Origin of the sequence: Microbacterium sp. NPDC076768 (assembly GCF_040687205.1) — a bacterium.
Taxonomy (GTDB): domain Bacteria; phylum Actinomycetota; class Actinomycetes; order Actinomycetales; family Microbacteriaceae; genus Microbacterium.
Map to the genome: position 1 here is coordinate 166934 of NZ_JBFBMU010000002.1, position 15331 is coordinate 182264.

Sequence of the window (15331 nt, forward strand, 5' to 3'; positions counted from 1 at the left end):
CATCCGGATAGCAAAACGACTTAGCCGGGGTGCGTCATCGACAGCAGATCGAGCTTCTCGTCGAGCTGTTCGAGCGTGAGGTCACCGCGCTCGACGTATCCGAGCTCGATGACCGCATCGCGCACCGTGATGCCCTTGGCGACCGAGTGCTTGGCGATCTTCGCCGCAGCCTCGTAGCCGATGAGCTTGTTGAGGGGCGTGACGATCGATGGGCTCATGCCAGCAAACGAGGCCGCGCGCTCGACGTTTGCCTTCAGACCGTCGACTGTCTTGTCGGCGAGTACACGCGAGGCGTTCGAGAGCAGACGGATCGATTCCAGCACTGCCGTGCCCATCACCGGAATGGCGACGTTCAGTTCGAAAGAACCGGATGCTCCGGCCCAGGCGACCGTAGCGTCGTTACCGATCACGCGGGCGCAGACCATCAGCACGGCCTCAGGAACCACAGGGTTGACCTTGCCCGGCATGATCGACGAGCCGGGCTGCAGGTCGGGGATGTGAAGTTCGCCGAGACCTGTGTTCGGACCGGAGCCCATCCACCGGAGGTCGTTGTTGATCTTGGTGAGCGACACAGCGATCGTGCGCAGCGCACCGGAAGCCTCGACGAGTCCATCGCGGTTGGCCTGCGCCTCGAAGTGATCCTTTGCCTCGGTGATCGGCAGCTCGGTCTCGGCGGCAAGCAGCGCGATGACCTTCTGTGGGAACCCGAGAGGCGTGTTGATGCCGGTGCCGGTGGCGGTGCCACCCAGCGGCACCTCAGAGACACGGGGGAGCGCCGACTGCACGCGCTCGATGCCCAGACGGATCTGACGAGCGTAGCCGCCGAACTCCTGTCCGAGGGTCACCGGTGTCGCATCCATCAGGTGAGTGCGACCCGACTTCACGGCGTCTTTCCACAGCTCTGCCTTCGCCTCTAGCGCGACAGCGAGGTGATCGAGCGAGGGGATAAGCGTGTCGATGAGTGCCTGCGTGACAGCAATGTGCACGGAGGTCGGAAACACGTCGTTGGACGACTGCGAAGCGTTCACGTGGTCGTTCGGGTGCACATCGGCGCCGAGGATGCGCGTCGCAAGCGTGGCGAGCACCTCATTCATGTTCATGTTCGACGACGTACCAGAACCGGTCTGGTAGGTGTCGACGGGGAACTCGCTGTCGTGCGCGCCGGAGGCGACCTGATCGGCGGCCTGCGCGATGGCGTCGGCGATGGCGCCGTCGAGCGTCCCCAGATCTTTGTTGGCCAGTGCGGCAGCCTTCTTGATCCGGGCCAACGCGGCGATCTGCGTCGATTCCAGTCCCTTGCCCGAAATCGGGAAGTTCTCTACGGCGCGCTGTGTCTGCGCTCCGTAGAGCGCGTTTACGGGCACCCGCACCTCACCCATGGTGTCGTGCTCGATGCGGTACTCGGTATCAGTCATTCCGAACCCTCCTTGGTTGCGGGGTCAGTTCCCTCGATGTTGACGCCGTCGGCGTCGATTCCGACCGTGATGACGGGCACTGCAGTGCCCTCGGCCAGGCGGTAGTTGGCGCCGACGATGCCCAATCGGCCTGCGGCGACAGCGTTGCTGATCACTTCAGAGGACTGCAGCAGGTCGCTCACCGTGTTGCGTAGATGTTCGGCGCCGACGAGCTCGGAGTCGATATCTTCGACGGTGGTCCCGCCGCTCTCGGCCAGCACCTTGCGCGCTGCTGGCACGATCGGCGCAATCAGTTTCCAGATGTGTGGCGGTAGCGGCGCAGCGTTGATGGCGGTGCCGTCGATTGCCGCGCGCACGGCTCCGCAGGAGTCATGCGCGAGAACGACAATAAGTGGCACCTCAAGCACCGCTACGGCATACTCGAGGCTCGCGACGATCGACTCGCCGATCACCTGTCCCGCGTTGCGCACAACGAAAAGGTCGCCGAGTCCGAGGTCAAAGATGATCTCGGCAGCGAGGCGAGAGTCAGAGCAGCCGAACAGCGTTGCAACGGGATGCTGCGCAAAGGTGAGGTCTTTGCGTCGAGCGACGTCTTGGTTCGGGTGGCGCGGTTCGTCTTTCACAAACCGGCGATTGCCTTCTTGCATCTGTTGCCATGCAGCGGCGGGAGTGAGGGGGTGCGTCATGAGGCCTCCGAGATGGTGCGGATCTGCGGAATGAGTGACTCTGCGAGTTCCGCTGTGGAGTCGGCGGAACGTGAGCCGTACAGCAGGATGTAGTCATCGCCGGCCTGGGTACCGATGGCGTAGCTGACGTTGGCATTCGCGTCTGAGCTGCTCGGTGTGAAGACATCCCACTCGAGTCCGCCGATGTTCACGGTGTCGGTCGGTGCGGTGCCGTTCAGTACCTGGGGAGCCCAGGAAGAATCGGCGTCAAACGCCTGAGCAACTTTGATGAAGCCACGCTCTGTATCGGCCTTGGGGGCGAGGGTGACTTCCCACACCACCGTCGCGCCGCCCTGGAGTTCTGCGGCGTTAGCGCGCCAGAAATCGCCGAGCTCCGGTACCAAAACCGGGCTCTCCATTGTGGACTCGACACCTTCGGCAATGCTGGCGACGTCGAGAGGCGCGGCCTCGACCGGCTCTCCCCGGGGAACAGCAAAAATGATGACCGCGACGATGGCGACCGTCACGAGAAGGGCAGCAATCAGGTTTCGAAAAGTCTGGCTAGAGCGGTACGCCTTGCTGGACGCGGCTTTGCGTGCGGCCGTTTCATCTGGCGTCTCTGGTCGGCCAAGTTCCGCGATGATGGGAGGCGGTTTGCTCACGACTCTCCACCCGGTGCCTCATCGTCGGAAGCGCTAGCCCGCGCGGCTTCGAGTCGCCGCTTTGCGCCAAGCAACCACTCTTCGCAGCGGGCGGCGAGAGCTTCGCCACGTTCCCAGAGGGCAAGGGAATGCTCAAGCGTCGGGGAACCCTGTTCGAGCTCCGCAACGACCTTAACGAGCTCATCGCGGGCTGCCTCGAACGACAGCGTGTCCACAGGGGTGTCGTTTACAGCGCTCACTCCTCCATCCTACGTCGTACGCCCCGTCTGAACGGCTCACGCATCTTCGGGGATCTCGCCCTCGGAGCGCGCTGTTAATGAGCCGCGGTCGAGGGTGAGGGTAAGGGCACTTCCGGCCGGCGCTTCGGCAGCGTCGCGGAGAATCACGCCACCCTCTAGATGCGCGATGGCATAGCCCCTGGCCAACGTTGCGGCAGGGGAGAGCGCACGAACGGAGGCCCGAAGTTCGCCGGTGCGGCGCCCTGCATCGTCAATGTGTCGGCGCACTGTATCCCGTCCGCGACTCTGCAATAGCCAAATTTCTTGCGCGCGGGCATCGATGATCGGTGCGGGGGTGCGCAGTACCGGACGAGAGCGCAGCTGTTCTAGCTGTGCGATGTCGTGCGAAAGACGCTGGGTGATGCGTGTGGTGGCACGAGAACGCAGTTGCGCGATGAGTGCCCGCTGCTCGCCAACGTCTGGCACGACACGCTTCGCAGCATCCGTGGGGGTGGATGCGCGAAGGTCGGCAACGTCGTCGAGCAACGGGTGGTCATTTTCGTGCCCAATTGCGCTCACAATCGGGGTGGATGCGGCGGCCACTGCCCGCACGAGCCGCTCGTCACTGAAACCGAGCAGTGTCTGCGGATCACCGCCGCCGCGGGCAATGATGATCACATCAACGTCGGGGTCCGCCTCAAGCTTGGCGAGGGCGGCGAGAGTGTCTGGCACGCACCGTTCGCCCTGCACTGCGGCATACTCGGTGCGGAAGCGCACTTGAGGCCAGCGCAGCTCGGCGTTGCGGTGCACGTCTTTTTCCGCATCCGATCGTTCACCGGTGATCAGTCCGATCACGTGGGGGAGGAAGGGTAGACGCTTCTTGCGAGCGTCGTCGAACAACCCCTCCTGGCGAAGCTGGATGCGGAGCTTCTCCAGCCTCTCGAGTTGGTCGCCCAGCCCCACATGCTTCATGGCAGAGACCGTGAAGCTGAAATCTCCCGCCTTGATGAAGTAGTCGGCCTTCACCGCGGCAACGACGTGATCGCCGATCCCGATGTCAGAGGGGATTCGGCCGCGCACGCTCGACCACACTCTGATGGATATCTGTGCGTCGGAGCGGGTGTCTTTCAGCCGCGCAAAAACATTGCCAGCGCGGACATTCCACGAGGTAACTTCACCCTCAACCCAGATGGTGTTCCACCGCGCGATGAAATCGCGAATGGTGGTGTTGAGGCGAGTGACGGAGGTCGGTGCGTCGGCGGTGGAGTCGCGGGGTGCGACCGAATCGGCTGGCGGCGTCTCACCCTGCCCTGCTGTTGCTTCGAAGACTGTCATGCGCTCCCCGTTTCTGCCCTTACTGCTCTCCGGCCCCGTTCAGGTCTTCGACGGTAGAATTCAAGGGTGACTTCGACTGCTGTGCATCTCCCCGTCCCTCGCCTTCCTCGCGTGCGCGCGGCGGCAGGGCGGCTTCAGGATAACCCGGTGGTGGGAAACAAGCGTGTTTTGCTCGCCGCTCCCCGTGGTTACTGCGCGGGTGTTGACCGCGCAGTGGTCGCTGTCGAAAAGGCGCTAGAGCGCTACGGCGCCCCCGTCTACGTGCGCAAGCAGATTGTGCACAACATTCACGTCGTCACCGAGCTGGAAGAAAAAGGCGCGATCTTCGTTGAAGAGGTCGATGAGGTCCCAGAAGGCGCTCACGTCGTCTTCAGTGCACACGGAGTTTCTCCCGCTGTCGTCAGCGCGGCATCTGACCGCGGCCTCAACGCCATCGATGCGACTTGCCCCCTAGTTACCAAGGTGCACCGCGAGGCCGTGCGGTTCGCTCGTGATGACTTCGAGATTCTGCTTATCGGCCACGAGTGGCACGAAGAGGTTGAGGGCACAGCGGGCGAGGCACCAGATCATGTCACGATCGTCAACTCTCCTGAAGAGGCAGACACGGTTGTGGTGAAAGACCCGAGCAAGGTCGTCTGGCTTTCGCAGACCACTCTTTCAGTGGACGAAACCATGGAAACGGTCAACCGACTGCGCACGCGTGTTCCTGACCTGCACAACCCGCCGTCTGACGACATTTGCTACGCAACGCAGAACCGTCAGGTGGCCATCAAAAAGGTCGCAGCGGGCTCTGACCTCGTGATCGTGGTGGGGTCGTCGAACTCGTCGAACAGTGTGCGCCTGGTCGAGGTTGCGCTGGAGTACGGCGCCAAGGCTGCATACCGCGTCGACTACGCCGAAGAGATTCAACAAGAGTGGCTCGACGGCGTCGAGACCGTCGGCGTGACCAGCGGCGCCTCCGTGCCGGAGGTCCTGGTGCGCGAGGTACTCGACGCGATCGGCGATGCCGGCTACCGCGACGTTGAAGAGGTGAAGACGGCAGAAGAGGACCTCATGTTCTCGCTTCCGAAAGAGCTTCGCCAAGACGCTTCTGGCCAGCGCGATGATCGTGCGCTCGGCGGCCGCGCCTCTGGAGGAGGCGCCTAATTGTGAACGCCGCAGAGGCGGAGCCCACCCTCATCGGGTCGGTGCAACGTGCTCTCCGGCTGGTAGATATCGTCGCCAACTCTCCTCGTCCACTTCCGACGAAGATGCTTGCGGCGATCACGGGGCTGACTCCCGGCACGACCTACAACCTTGTACGCACTCTCATTCATGAGGGCTACCTCGCCTCTGAACCCGACGGGCTGGTACTCGGCTCGCGGTTTCCCACCTTTCAACAACAGATCGATTCTCGCGGGGTCTTTCTGGCGAGGGTGCGCACGGCACTTCGAGATGTAACAGATGGTGTGGGCGCGACGGCGTACCTTTCCCGGTTCGAAGACGGCGAGATGCACCTGGTCGATATCGTCGACGCCGTTCGAAACCCCCGCATCGAGCTCTGGGTGAGCTTGCAATCCAGCGCGCATGCGACCGCCCTGGGGAAGCAGATTCTTGCGGACCTGCCAGACGCTGACCGTCTTGACTATCTCTCCCGACACCAGCTGGCAGAGCTGACTCCTCGCACGATCAGTGACCGAACGACGCTGCTGACGCAGCTTGAACACTCGCCCGGATGGGCAGTCGATCAAGAGGAATACTCGATCGGTGCCACATGTGTCGCTGTTCCTGTGATCGCCCCCGGGGTGAACGCTTCCCTGGCGATCTCGCTCTCTGCTGACCGAGCAGTGGTTGATCGCCAACTCGTTTCCACGCTGCAGAGCGCCGCTCGCAAGCTCTCGTTGCAGCTCGGTGCAGATTCGCTGGGTGGTGGCGGCGGTTCGACTGGCCCCGAGTTCACTATCTGAAATAACACCCCTGGTGCCTCGGGTTCAGTTTTCCTATCATCGAAGATGTAGCGGTATGCACGAACGCTACCGATCGCCAAAGCGTCCCCAGCGCCGGCGGTCAGTTTGGATGAGAAGCGTCCCCAGCGCTTCACGTCCGCGGCCCCGAGAAGTCCCCACTTCTCCGGGGCCGCTATCGCGTGCGGGCTCTTCTTCGACAGCGCCCGCTGTGAACCGGCCCGAGGCTGTGCAGTTAGCATGGCGGAATGACCGATCAGCGGCCCCAGTATGGCGAACTCGCGACTCCGGAAGAACAGCGGCGAGCTGCCGGTCTGCCTCCGATCGATCAAGTGGTGATCGAATCACCTGCAGGTCAAGGCCCCGCGACCCCGCCAGGAGTGCCGACAGGCACAAAAGCGGCTGCCACGCGCCCGCACCGCGTCGATAGGTTCGCGACGATTGCTCTGCTCGCATACGGCCTCATCAATGTTGTGGTCACCGGGCTGTCGTACCTCGATTTGCCTGGCGTGATGAACCAGACCTTGGAAGTGCTCGGCGTTGACGCAGCGTTCACCAACTTTGAACAGGGGAGGACGTGGGGGACTATCGCCGCGATCCTGCTCGTCGTCGGATGGTCGATCACGGCTGCGCTGTCGATCCGTCGCCTGCGTCGTGGGCGCATCACCTGGTGGGTGCCGATTGCCGGCGCCGCGGCGACCGGCCTCGTCGTCACGGTGTGCATCATGGTGCCGATGATGAACGATCCCGCCTTCATGGAGTACCTGAGCACCGCCGGTCAGTAGCCTCATACTCCGCACAGGTACTGTCGGAGAATGCTTCACAACAGTTTCGGCGTACAGCTCTCCTACGCGTCAGTGGATCGCGGCGACGGGACAGATCCCCGCGCGCAAGCGCACGAGATCCTCTCCCGCTTGCGCGTTCCCGCTGGCATCCAAGATGCGGCAAGCGAGTGGGGTGAGCGAGACGAAGCTGTCGTCGAGGTTCCTGTGACCGACGACGGCCATGTGCTCACGCTCAGTGACGACGACCGCATTGAAACGAATCTGACGACAGTCGATCTCAAAGCCGCTTTCACCGAGCACGGATTGACGCTGTGGCTGAACACCGATTACGACGCTGATAACGATCTCGATGCCGAAACCACCTCGATCGATGACGTGCCCGTCGAGGAGAGCGGGGTGTGCTCGGACGATGACGTGACGCCGATGGACTCAGCATTGTTCGCCGCTTCGACGGTGCACGTCGCTTCGCTTTCGCACCGCGGGCCAGGGACTGCACGGTTCTTGGCAACGATGCGCCGGACAGAGGTCACCTACAGCGAATCGGAAGAGTGGTCGCTGCAGCAGTTCGACACTTCGGAGCCAGCGGGGTTCGGCGGCAATCTGAAAGCAGAGCTACCCGTAGTGGAGCTGAACCGCGCTGATTCGATCGTGTGGTTTGAGGTGACCGCGAGCAAAGACGGAGCAATTCCTTTCTGGCCCGAAGCGGAACGCGGAACTGTCCCCGTGCTCGACCTTGAAGCAATCGCTGTCCCTGAAACAGCGGAGATCTGCCGTCGTCTGCTCACAGAGGGCGATGGGAGCCACGACGAACTCTTGCAGATCGCTCGTGCCGTGCCACTGGACGTTGACGCCGCCCATCGCGCGCTGATGGCCGAATCACTCGGCGGTGTTGTGGGTGCCGAGGCGCGTCAGCGTGCCTTTGTGGCCGCCTTTGGAGTGCCGACCAATCTGGTCGAAGCTGCCGTCGATGGGGTGGCATCTGGCCCGCAGCAATGCTTCCTTCCCGTGGGCTGGGGCACGATGCTGCGCGAATCGGTCATCGCCGGGCTGGGGGAGGGCACGCCGCTCACGCGCCGTCACCGGCCCATCAATCGGCTGGTGGAAGCTTTTCAGAATCGACCGGCGCTCGCCGCCGGACTGTTCGTCGTCGAGCTCACTGCGGGAGCATTCGCGACTTCACGGCTTCGGGGCGTGGGGCGCCTTGTTGGAATCTCGCTCGTCGTCGATGCCATGATCGACGCAGCCATCTTGATCACGCGGATTCGTCGCAGCCGACGGTAGCCTGCCGATCACTCTGAACAAGACGAAGAAGAGGGCCCCGCAGCTGAATGAACAGCTACGGGGCCCTCTTCTCGCTTCGGTGGATCAGCTCTTGGACTGACCGTGCGAGCCGAGCTGGCGGGTCGATGCGACGACGCGTGCAGCCATTGCCGATTCAGCGATCTTGCCCCAGGCGCGCGGGTCGTACTGCTTCTTGTTGCCGACCTCGCCGTCTACCTTGAGCACGCCGTCGTAGTTTTTGAACATGTAGTCGGCGATCGCGCGGGTGTACGCGTACTGCGTGTCCGTGTCGATGTTCATCTTGATGACACCGTTCGCAACCGCGAGCGCGATTTCTTCGTCGGTCGAGCCTGAGCCACCGTGGAAGACCAGGTCGAGCGGCTTGGCGCCGGTGTTGTACTTCGCTGCAACCTCTGCCTGAATGTCGCCGAGGAGCTCCGGGCGCAGCTTCACGCCACCGGGCTTGTAGACACCGTGCACGTTACCGAAGGTGAGAGCGGCGATGTAGCGGCCCTGCTCGCCGAGGCCCAGCGCCTGCACGGCCTGGTCGACGTCAGCGAAGGTTGTGTAGAGGGCATCGTTTGATCCCTCGTGCTGCACACCGTCTTCTTCGCCGCCGACAACACCAATCTCGACCTCAAGGATCGCGTTGATGTTCTTCATGCGGGGGAGAAGGTCTTTCGCGATCTCGATGTTCTCCGCGAGGGGCACTGCCGAGCCATCCCACATGTGCGACTGGAAGATCGGGTTGCGGCCAGCCTTGACCTCTTCCTCAGACGCTGAGATCAGCGGCTCGACGAAGCCGCCGAGGGCATCTTTCGGGCAGTGGTCGGTGTGGAGAGCAACAGTGATCGGGTAGTTCTTGGCGACTTCGGTTGCGAAGCGGGCGAAGGCGAGTGCGCCGGTCGCGCGCGCCTTGACCGTCTGGCCAGCGAAGTAGTCAGCGCCACCAGTGGTGACCTGAATGATGCCGTCAGATCCGGCCTCGGTCAGCCCCTGAAGGACGGAGTTGATCGTCTGTGAGCTAGAGACGTTGAATGCCGGGTACGCGAAGCCGCCGGCCTTCGCGCGGTCGAGCATTTCGGCGTACTGATCCGGTGTGGCGACGGGCATGAGAACTCCTGCGATAGGGAAAGCCTGGACAGCTGCCACTCTATCGGGGGACGTAATCGGATTTTGCAGCGGAGGGTGCGCAAGTGTCCCTCCGCTCCTATTCCAACGTTAAGAATCGCAATTCCTTCGCTATCTCAGTGCCGAAAGACGGGCACTTTGCTCGGACTGATAGCTAAGCTGACCGCATGGTAAGTCTGACAGCGGATCTGAGCCCTCTTCGTCCCGACCGTAACCTTGCGATGGAGTTGGTGCGAGCAACAGAAGCCGCATCGATTCGGGCGGTGCCTTTCATCGGGCGGGGAGCGAAAGAGGCGGCGGACGGTGCAGCGGTCGACGCCATGCGTGCCTTCCTCGGCACTGTCGACTTCCAAGGCCGTGTGGTGATCGGCGAGGGCGAAAAAGACAATGCCCCCATGCTGTTCAACGGAGAGATTGTTGGTACGGGCCGCGGCCCCCTGTGCGACATCGCTGTTGACCCGATCGACGGTACTTCGTTGACCGCTGCCGGCCGGCAGAACGCGCTATCGGTGATTGCGGTTTCTGACCGCGGCACCATGCTCGACGCTTCGACTGTCTTTTACATGGACAAACTTGTCACCGGCCCCGCCGGCGTCGGCGTTGTAGACATCCGCCTTCCCATTGGCGAGAACATTCGCAAACTTGCCGGAGCGTTGGATAAGCCGGTGGATGAGATTGTCGTCTCCGTATTGAACCGACCTCGTCACGATCAACTGATCCAGGAGATCCGCGAAGCGGGAGCGGGAACCCGACTGATGAGCGACGGCGATGTTGCCGGCGGCATTAACGCTGCGCGCCACGATGCTCGCACAGACATGTGTGTCGGTGTCGGTGGTAGCCCGGAGGGTATCGTCACAGCCTGCGCGATCAAGGCTCTCGGCGGCCACATTCAGGGCCGCCTGTTCCCTCGCGATGATGAAGAGCGCCAACGCGGCATCGACGCTGGTCTCGACATGGACAAGGTCTATGAAGCTGATGACCTGGTGCAGGGCAAGAACACGATCTTTGTCGCCACTGGCGTGACAGACGGTCAACTTGTCGCTGGTGTGCGTCGCGAGCGCGGATACGTTTACACCGAGAGTGTGGTGTTGCGCGGAGCATCTGGGACCCTTCGCCGCATCGCTTCAGAGCACCTCGTTTCCAAGTGGCTCTAAGGGTTGCGACGCGTCTGGCTGACGCTTTGCAACGCTGAGACTCGTCTCATCGTTATCGAGCCGGTACCGGCTCGATCGTCTCCTGCCCGCGGTTCGCGGCTGTCCCGTGTGACAATTGTGACTGGGTTTGTCGCCGTCGAAGGAGCCGCCAGGCTCCGCAGGCGCAGGAGGGCGAACAGATGACAACGCAACACACGGGCGGTCCGAAGTCCGCTCAGACGAAGATTGTTACGACGAACACCGGACGCATTCTCCGGGTAAACGCTGACTCCGAATCAGGCGCGGCGATGCCGCCAGTCACAACTCCGCCTGCCACGGTTACCGATCCAGCTCGCCGCGCTGACGTGCTGTTCCGCGTGCGCCGCGACGAGGGGCACGAGCTCAGCGTCTGGTGGATGATTGGCGCTTTCCTCGCAACCAGCGGGCTCGTTATTCTGCTGCTGAGCGGTGTGCCAGGCGCCGCTTGATCTGCCGGCTCTAATCCGCCAATCGGGAGCGCACGTCTCCCACATCGGCATGGGTCGTTGATGGCTCCGCGGGTTCTTCGCGCTCGAGAGTGGCGTCATCGGCCGCGATCAATTCTGGCGCTGTAAAGCGTCTGGCTCCGCTTTCGGTAATGAGTGGAGCGGTTTCTAGCGCAGAAGCATCCACGCCGGGAAACTGGCGTGCGGTCACCAAAACTCGTGTCTCCAGTGAGCCGGCGAACCTGTTGTAGCTGTCGACGGTGCGCTCCAGCGCCTTGCGCAGGTCGTCTGCGTGCCCGGCGAGGGTGCCGAGCCGGTCGTAGAGCTGCGTGCCGAGCGCGAGCAAAGCTCGTGCTTCTGTGGATACTTCCTGCTGTTTCCAGGTGAAGGCCACGGTCTTCAATACAGCCCACAAGTTGACGGGAGAGGCGAGTGCCACTCGACGACCGAATGCGTAGTCGAGGAGCGTCGGGTCTTCGTCGATAGCTGCCGCGAGCAGGGACTCGCTGGGCAAGAAGCAGATCACAAACTCAGGACTCGCCTCGAGCCCAGCCCAGTAAGCCTTCTTTGCCAGTGCGTCAATGTGCGCCCGAACAGCTTTGACGTGCTTCTGCATCAGCGGCCGACGCCGCGCCTCGTGCGCGTCACCGGAAGGAAGAGCCGACGCTTCGATGTATGCGTCCAGAGGCACCTTGGCATCGACAGCGATCGAACTTCCTCCGGCAAGACGAATGACCATGTCTGGTCGTCCTTGTCCGTTGTCGGAGGAGATGGTCGCCTGCAGATCAAAATCGATGTGTCGGGTGAGCCCCGCAGCTTCTACGACTCGGCGTAGCTGGGTCTCGCCCCAGACTCCTCTGGTCGCAGTGGAGCGAAGAGCCCCCGCGAGTGACTCTGTCGTCGCCCGCAGCGCTTCGTCAGACTCTTGAGCGCGGCGCAACTGTTCTTCGAGGGTGCCGAACTGCGCGTGTCGTTCGCGTTCGATCGCCGTAACCTTCGTCTGCATCTGTTGAAGGCTCTCGCGCACAGGTGCAAGGGCGGTGAGTACAGCGTTCTGCTGTTGCACTCGCTGCGCTTCTGCCCGCTGTTCGTTGCGTGCGTGGTCGACGGCGTCTCGATAAAGATCGTATTGACGGTCGCGGTCGTCTTTGGCCGCGACGAGCTCTGCTTGAGCGCGCGCGAGATCAGCGGCGCCCCGCCCTGCGCGAAGGAGCCATCCGACGGCTGCGCCCGCGAGAAGGGCGACCAAGAGGAGAACGACAGACAGTGCATCCATGTGTTCATGATGCGGCAGGCATCCGACATTCCTGCGCGCCCGGCCTTGGCGGGCTATGGCGTGTTACGCGACAGCAGGCTCCAGGGCAGGCTCCAAAACAGGCGCCGGAGCAGGCACCACTGGCGCGGTGACACGCAGGCTCAACGCATCTGCGAGCTCGAAGACGCTGGTCGCGCCCGCTCTGGCAGCGGCGTCGATGACAATCTGAGCGCACGCGCGTGCATCGGCGAGTGCGTCGTGATGGGAGAACTCTTCGAACCCGGCGGCCGCAGCGGCACTCGGAAGTCGGTAGGAGTCAAGCTCATACGTCTTGCGCGCTACCTGCAGACTGCAGAGCGAGCGGTAGGGCGGGCACTCTTGTCCGGTGGCTTCGGTCGCACGGCGGAGCACATTCAGGTCGAAGCCTGCGTTGTGGGCGACGAGGACGTCGGCTCCGGCGAAGTCACACAAGCGGTCGAACTGATCGACCCAGGTGGCCGCTGAAAGCACATCGGTCGGCTGGATTCCGTGGATCCGTACGTTCCACTCTTGGAATTCGTCGTGACCGGGAGGAGGTTGAATCAACCACCCGGTGGTAGCGACAACTTCGCCATCGCGCACGCGCACAAGTCCGACGGAACAGGCAGAGGCGGGGCTGGAGTTTGCGGTTTCGAAGTCGATCGCAGTGAAATCCAGGGGCACGTCTTCACTTTCCCCCGGGTCGAGGACGAGGCGTCGCAGGCACGCCGTGCATTCGTGGTTGGGGCTTGAGAGGAACGCCTACAGGATTGGCCGACGCTAGCCAGGTAGACTCGTTGCCCGTGGCTCTCACTATTGGCATCGTCGGCCTGCCCAACGTCGGCAAGTCCACCCTCTTCAACGCACTCACCAAGAACGACGTGCTCGCGGCGAACTATCCGTTCGCGACGATCGAGCCGAACGTTGGCGTGGTGAACCTGCCAGACCCCCGCTTGGAGAAGTTGGCGGAGATCTTCGGCAGCGAGCGGATTCTGCCCGCTGCGGTGTCGTTCGTCGACATTGCAGGCATCGTGCGCGGCGCGAGTGAGGGAGAGGGGCTTGGCAACAAGTTCCTCGCGAACATCCGTGAGGCTGACGCCATCGCGCAGGTCGTTCGAGGTTTTGCCGATGACGACGTGGTGCACGTCGACGGCGCAGTGAACCCGGCGTCTGACATGGAGACGATCAACGCGGAGCTGATGCTCGCCGATCTCGAAACCGTCGACAAGGCAATCAGTCGCTACGAGAAAGAAGTACGCGGCAAGAAGATCGAGCCCGTGGTGCTCGAAACAGCGAATGAGGCGAAGAGCGCACTTGAGCGCGGAGTTCTGCTGTCGGTCGCTGGCATTGACCTGACACCGATCCGCGAACTGGGGCTGCTCACGGCAAAGCCCGTTATCTTCGTCTTCAACGTTGACGAGGGCGTGCTCACGAACGACGCCCGCAAGGCTGAACTTGCCGCGCTGGTCGCCCCGGCGAAGGCGATTTTCCTCGACGCGAAGATCGAATCAGAACTTATCGACCTCGATCCGGAAGACGCGGCAGAGCTGCTCGCCTCGACCGGACAAGACGAGTCGGGCCTAGATCAGCTCGCCCGCATCGGCTTTGACACGCTCGGCCTCCAGACCTACCTCACGGCGGGTCCGAAAGAAGCTCGTGCCTGGACAATCCCCAAGGGCTCGAAGGCTCCGCAGGCCGCTGGCGTCATCCACACCGACTTCGAAAAAGGCTTCATCAAGGCGGAAATCGTCTCGTTCGAAGACCTCGTCGAGACCGGCTCCGTCATCGAGGCCCGCTCCAAGGGCAAGGCGCGCCTTGAGGGCAAGGACTACGTCATGCAAGACGGCGACGTGGTGGAGTTCCGCTTCAACAACTGATTCGACACATACTGCGGTCCACCGCAGAACACCTAGCGCGCTGAGACCTTCAGTGTGTTGACGGTTCTGGTGATGCGCTCGCCGTCTTTCTCGAGGAAGACGATCTCGCCGAACTCGAGATGCGACCAATCGTCACCCTCGGTCAAGGGCTCGGAGGCGAATACGACACCGGTCGCGTCATCCTCGCCGCACTCCTCAAAGTCGTAGGTTGTTGCGTCGTGGTCGAAGTTGCGCCCCATCAGTAGGTACATCGGTTCGAGGAGCATCGAGAGCGCGAAGTCGTCGCTGTCGGGGGCTGACTTCCGCAGCTCCTTCCAATCGCCGGCGGGGTTGGTCTCACCGTGGTGACCGAGGCCGACGTTGACACCGATGATGCGGCCGTCCGACACGAGGGCCATCTTCAGCTTGGTCAGAGCGCCGAGGTCGAGGGCCTTCATGGCCTGGGCGATCAGCTCGATGAGCCTCTCGATCGCTCGTTGGACATCCTCGTTGCTGTCACCCTCGAGCAGCGAGAGGAGGAGAACGTAGATGAACTCGGTGTCGGTGTTCCCGCGCAACTGCTTGAGGTACCGATCCTCGCAGTACTGCAGCAGCTCGCGTTGTAGGAGCTGCCAGTTGGGCAGGTAGCCATTCTGGGCGACGATCCACGGGGTCTCCTCGAAGGAAAACGGGTGGCAGTTCTCGTCGACCATCACGACCTTCGAGTCATACGCCGCGGCTCGCACATGCGCCAGCATCGTGCTGGCCTGGAGGCTGGGGATTATCCGGCTGGCGTTGTCGTCGTAAAAGGCCGCCATGGGTCGGCGGTAGATGAAGGGTTCTTCGGGCTTCAGTAGGTGCTCGCTCCAGATCCCGAATCCCCATCCGGCCAACTGGAGCTCGGGGTGCCGTTCGGGGTCGAGTGCCTGGTTGATCAGGCTGTTCTCTGGCCTGAGCAGGAGGTTCTCCAGTGGTGTCTCAGGACCGAGGTAAGCGAGCACGCGGCACATGTGTCTCCTTCGTAGGACTCCTGCCACCTTATCCTCGTTGCACGGAGCCGGTGCTGGTCGCGATGGCGAATCCGCGCCGGTATGGCGGGTGTAGCGTTAACGCATAGCAACCCGAAATGCAGTTTCTGCAGTCCATGGT

General features: G+C 62.6%; 16 protein-coding genes. 7 read left to right on the top strand and 9 right to left on the bottom strand.

What is annotated here, in order from left to right; genetic code table 11:
• Positions 1 to 20: 20 nt before the first annotated feature.
• From AB0O87_RS07200 to xseA, 5 genes are read right to left on the bottom strand one after another with little or no spacing between them, the layout of a single operon-like run.
• The gene (locus AB0O87_RS07200) at positions 21 to 1415 is read right to left on the bottom strand and encodes a class II fumarate hydratase (RefSeq protein WP_363513385.1); all 1395 of its coding nucleotides are present in this window, start codon (positions 1413 to 1415) and stop codon (positions 21 to 23) included.
• Entirely contained in the window at positions 1412 to 2101 is a 690-nt protein-coding gene (locus AB0O87_RS07205) for a carbonic anhydrase (protein WP_363513388.1), read from the bottom strand. The genes AB0O87_RS07200 and AB0O87_RS07205 overlap by 4 nt, the downstream gene beginning before the upstream one ends.
• Complete coding sequence (locus AB0O87_RS07210) at positions 2098 to 2742, bottom strand: DUF4245 family protein (protein ID WP_363513391.1); 645 nt, start codon at positions 2740 to 2742, stop codon at positions 2098 to 2100. Before AB0O87_RS07210 ends, AB0O87_RS07205 begins: the two co-directional genes overlap by 4 nt.
• Positions 2739 to 2981, bottom strand: a complete 243-nt coding sequence (locus AB0O87_RS07215) for an exodeoxyribonuclease VII small subunit (protein ID WP_363513394.1) — start codon at positions 2979 to 2981, stop codon at positions 2739 to 2741. Before AB0O87_RS07215 ends, AB0O87_RS07210 begins: the two co-directional genes overlap by 4 nt.
• A 36-nt stretch (positions 2982 to 3017) precedes the next feature.
• Complete coding sequence (xseA, locus tag AB0O87_RS07220) at positions 3018 to 4295, bottom strand: exodeoxyribonuclease VII large subunit (RefSeq protein WP_363513397.1); 1278 nt, start codon at positions 4293 to 4295, stop codon at positions 3018 to 3020.
• A 66-nt stretch (positions 4296 to 4361) separates the two neighbouring features.
• Between xseA and AB0O87_RS07225 the strand changes: the two genes are divergently transcribed.
• The 4 genes from AB0O87_RS07225 to AB0O87_RS07240 all read left to right on the top strand — a co-directional run bounded on the left by AB0O87_RS07225 (position 4362) and on the right by AB0O87_RS07240 (position 8304).
• Positions 4362 to 5441, top strand: coding sequence for a 4-hydroxy-3-methylbut-2-enyl diphosphate reductase (locus AB0O87_RS07225; protein ID WP_363513400.1), 1080 nt, complete (start codon positions 4362 to 4364; stop codon positions 5439 to 5441).
• 2 nt (positions 5442 to 5443) lie between these two features.
• The gene (locus AB0O87_RS07230; RefSeq protein ID WP_363513403.1) at positions 5444 to 6241 is read left to right on the top strand and encodes an IclR family transcriptional regulator; all 798 of its coding nucleotides are present in this window, start codon (positions 5444 to 5446) and stop codon (positions 6239 to 6241) included.
• Positions 6242 to 6486: 245 nt separating this feature from the next.
• Entirely contained in the window at positions 6487 to 7023 is a 537-nt protein-coding gene (locus AB0O87_RS07235) for a DUF6264 family protein (RefSeq protein ID WP_363513406.1), read from the top strand.
• 30 nt (positions 7024 to 7053) lie between these two features.
• A complete protein-coding gene (locus AB0O87_RS07240) occupies positions 7054 to 8304 on the top strand; it encodes a hypothetical protein (RefSeq protein WP_363513409.1) in 1251 nt (416 codons plus the stop codon).
• Positions 8305 to 8388: 84 nt separating this feature from the next.
• On the opposite strand, the gene fbaA is transcribed toward AB0O87_RS07240, so the two are convergent.
• On the bottom strand, positions 8389 to 9417 hold the full coding sequence (fbaA, locus tag AB0O87_RS07245) for a class II fructose-bisphosphate aldolase (RefSeq protein WP_363513412.1): 1029 nt from the start codon (positions 9415 to 9417) through the stop codon (positions 8389 to 8391).
• A gap of 185 nt (positions 9418 to 9602) precedes the next feature.
• Between fbaA and glpX the strand changes: the two genes are divergently transcribed.
• Both glpX and AB0O87_RS07255 read left to right on the top strand, forming a co-directional pair.
• Complete coding sequence (gene glpX, locus AB0O87_RS07250) at positions 9603 to 10589, top strand: class II fructose-bisphosphatase (protein WP_363513415.1); 987 nt, start codon at positions 9603 to 9605, stop codon at positions 10587 to 10589.
• Between the two features lie 179 nt (positions 10590 to 10768).
• Positions 10769 to 11056: a hypothetical protein gene (locus AB0O87_RS07255; RefSeq protein ID WP_363513418.1), complete on the top strand. Its 288-nt coding sequence runs from the start codon at positions 10769 to 10771 to the stop codon at positions 11054 to 11056.
• Positions 11057 to 11066: 10 nt separating this feature from the next.
• Here AB0O87_RS07255 and AB0O87_RS07260 read toward each other — a convergent pair whose 3' ends face one another.
• Positions 11067 to 12329, bottom strand: coding sequence for a DNA recombination protein RmuC (locus tag AB0O87_RS07260; RefSeq protein ID WP_363513421.1), 1263 nt, complete (start codon positions 12327 to 12329; stop codon positions 11067 to 11069).
• A gap of 63 nt (positions 12330 to 12392) precedes the next feature.
• Positions 12393 to 13010 carry a 3'-5' exonuclease gene (locus AB0O87_RS07265; RefSeq protein WP_363513424.1) on the bottom strand — a complete coding sequence of 206 codons (618 nt, stop codon included), beginning with the start codon at positions 13008 to 13010 and terminating at the stop codon, positions 12393 to 12395.
• A gap of 119 nt (positions 13011 to 13129) precedes the next feature.
• Here AB0O87_RS07265 and ychF point away from each other — a divergent pair, with 119 nt between their 5' ends.
• The gene (ychF, locus tag AB0O87_RS07270; RefSeq protein ID WP_363513427.1) at positions 13130 to 14203 is read left to right on the top strand and encodes a redox-regulated ATPase YchF; all 1074 of its coding nucleotides are present in this window, start codon (positions 13130 to 13132) and stop codon (positions 14201 to 14203) included.
• Between the two features lie 32 nt (positions 14204 to 14235).
• On the opposite strand, the gene AB0O87_RS07275 is transcribed toward ychF, so the two are convergent.
• Complete coding sequence (locus tag AB0O87_RS07275) at positions 14236 to 15192, bottom strand: class II glutamine amidotransferase (protein ID WP_363513430.1); 957 nt, start codon at positions 15190 to 15192, stop codon at positions 14236 to 14238.
• Positions 15193 to 15331: the final 139 nt, after the last annotated feature.

What these genes read in the sequence shown, in the direction of transcription:
- AB0O87_RS07200 (WP_363513385.1), bottom strand. Translation starts at nt 1,415, where the DNA reads ATGACTGATACCGAGTACCGCATCGAGCACGACACCATGGGTGAGGTG.
- AB0O87_RS07205 (WP_363513388.1), bottom strand. Translation starts at nt 2,101, where the DNA reads ATGACGCACCCCCTCACTCCCGCCGCTGCATGGCAACAGATGCAAGAA.
- xseA (WP_363513397.1), bottom strand. Translation starts at nt 4,295, where the DNA reads ATGACAGTCTTCGAAGCAACAGCAGGGCAGGGTGAGACGCCGCCAGCC.
- AB0O87_RS07235 (WP_363513406.1), top strand. Translation starts at nt 6,487, where the DNA reads ATGACCGATCAGCGGCCCCAGTATGGCGAACTCGCGACTCCGGAAGAA.
- AB0O87_RS07240 (WP_363513409.1), top strand. Translation starts at nt 7,054, where the DNA reads ATGCTTCACAACAGTTTCGGCGTACAGCTCTCCTACGCGTCAGTGGAT.
- fbaA (WP_363513412.1), bottom strand. Translation starts at nt 9,417, where the DNA reads ATGCCCGTCGCCACACCGGATCAGTACGCCGAAATGCTCGACCGCGCG.
- glpX (WP_363513415.1), top strand. Translation starts at nt 9,603, where the DNA reads ATGGTAAGTCTGACAGCGGATCTGAGCCCTCTTCGTCCCGACCGTAAC.
- AB0O87_RS07255 (WP_363513418.1), top strand. Translation starts at nt 10,769, where the DNA reads ATGACAACGCAACACACGGGCGGTCCGAAGTCCGCTCAGACGAAGATT.
- AB0O87_RS07260 (WP_363513421.1), bottom strand. Translation starts at nt 12,329, where the DNA reads ATGGATGCACTGTCTGTCGTTCTCCTCTTGGTCGCCCTTCTCGCGGGC.
- AB0O87_RS07275 (WP_363513430.1), bottom strand. Translation starts at nt 15,192, where the DNA reads ATGTGCCGCGTGCTCGCTTACCTCGGTCCTGAGACACCACTGGAGAAC.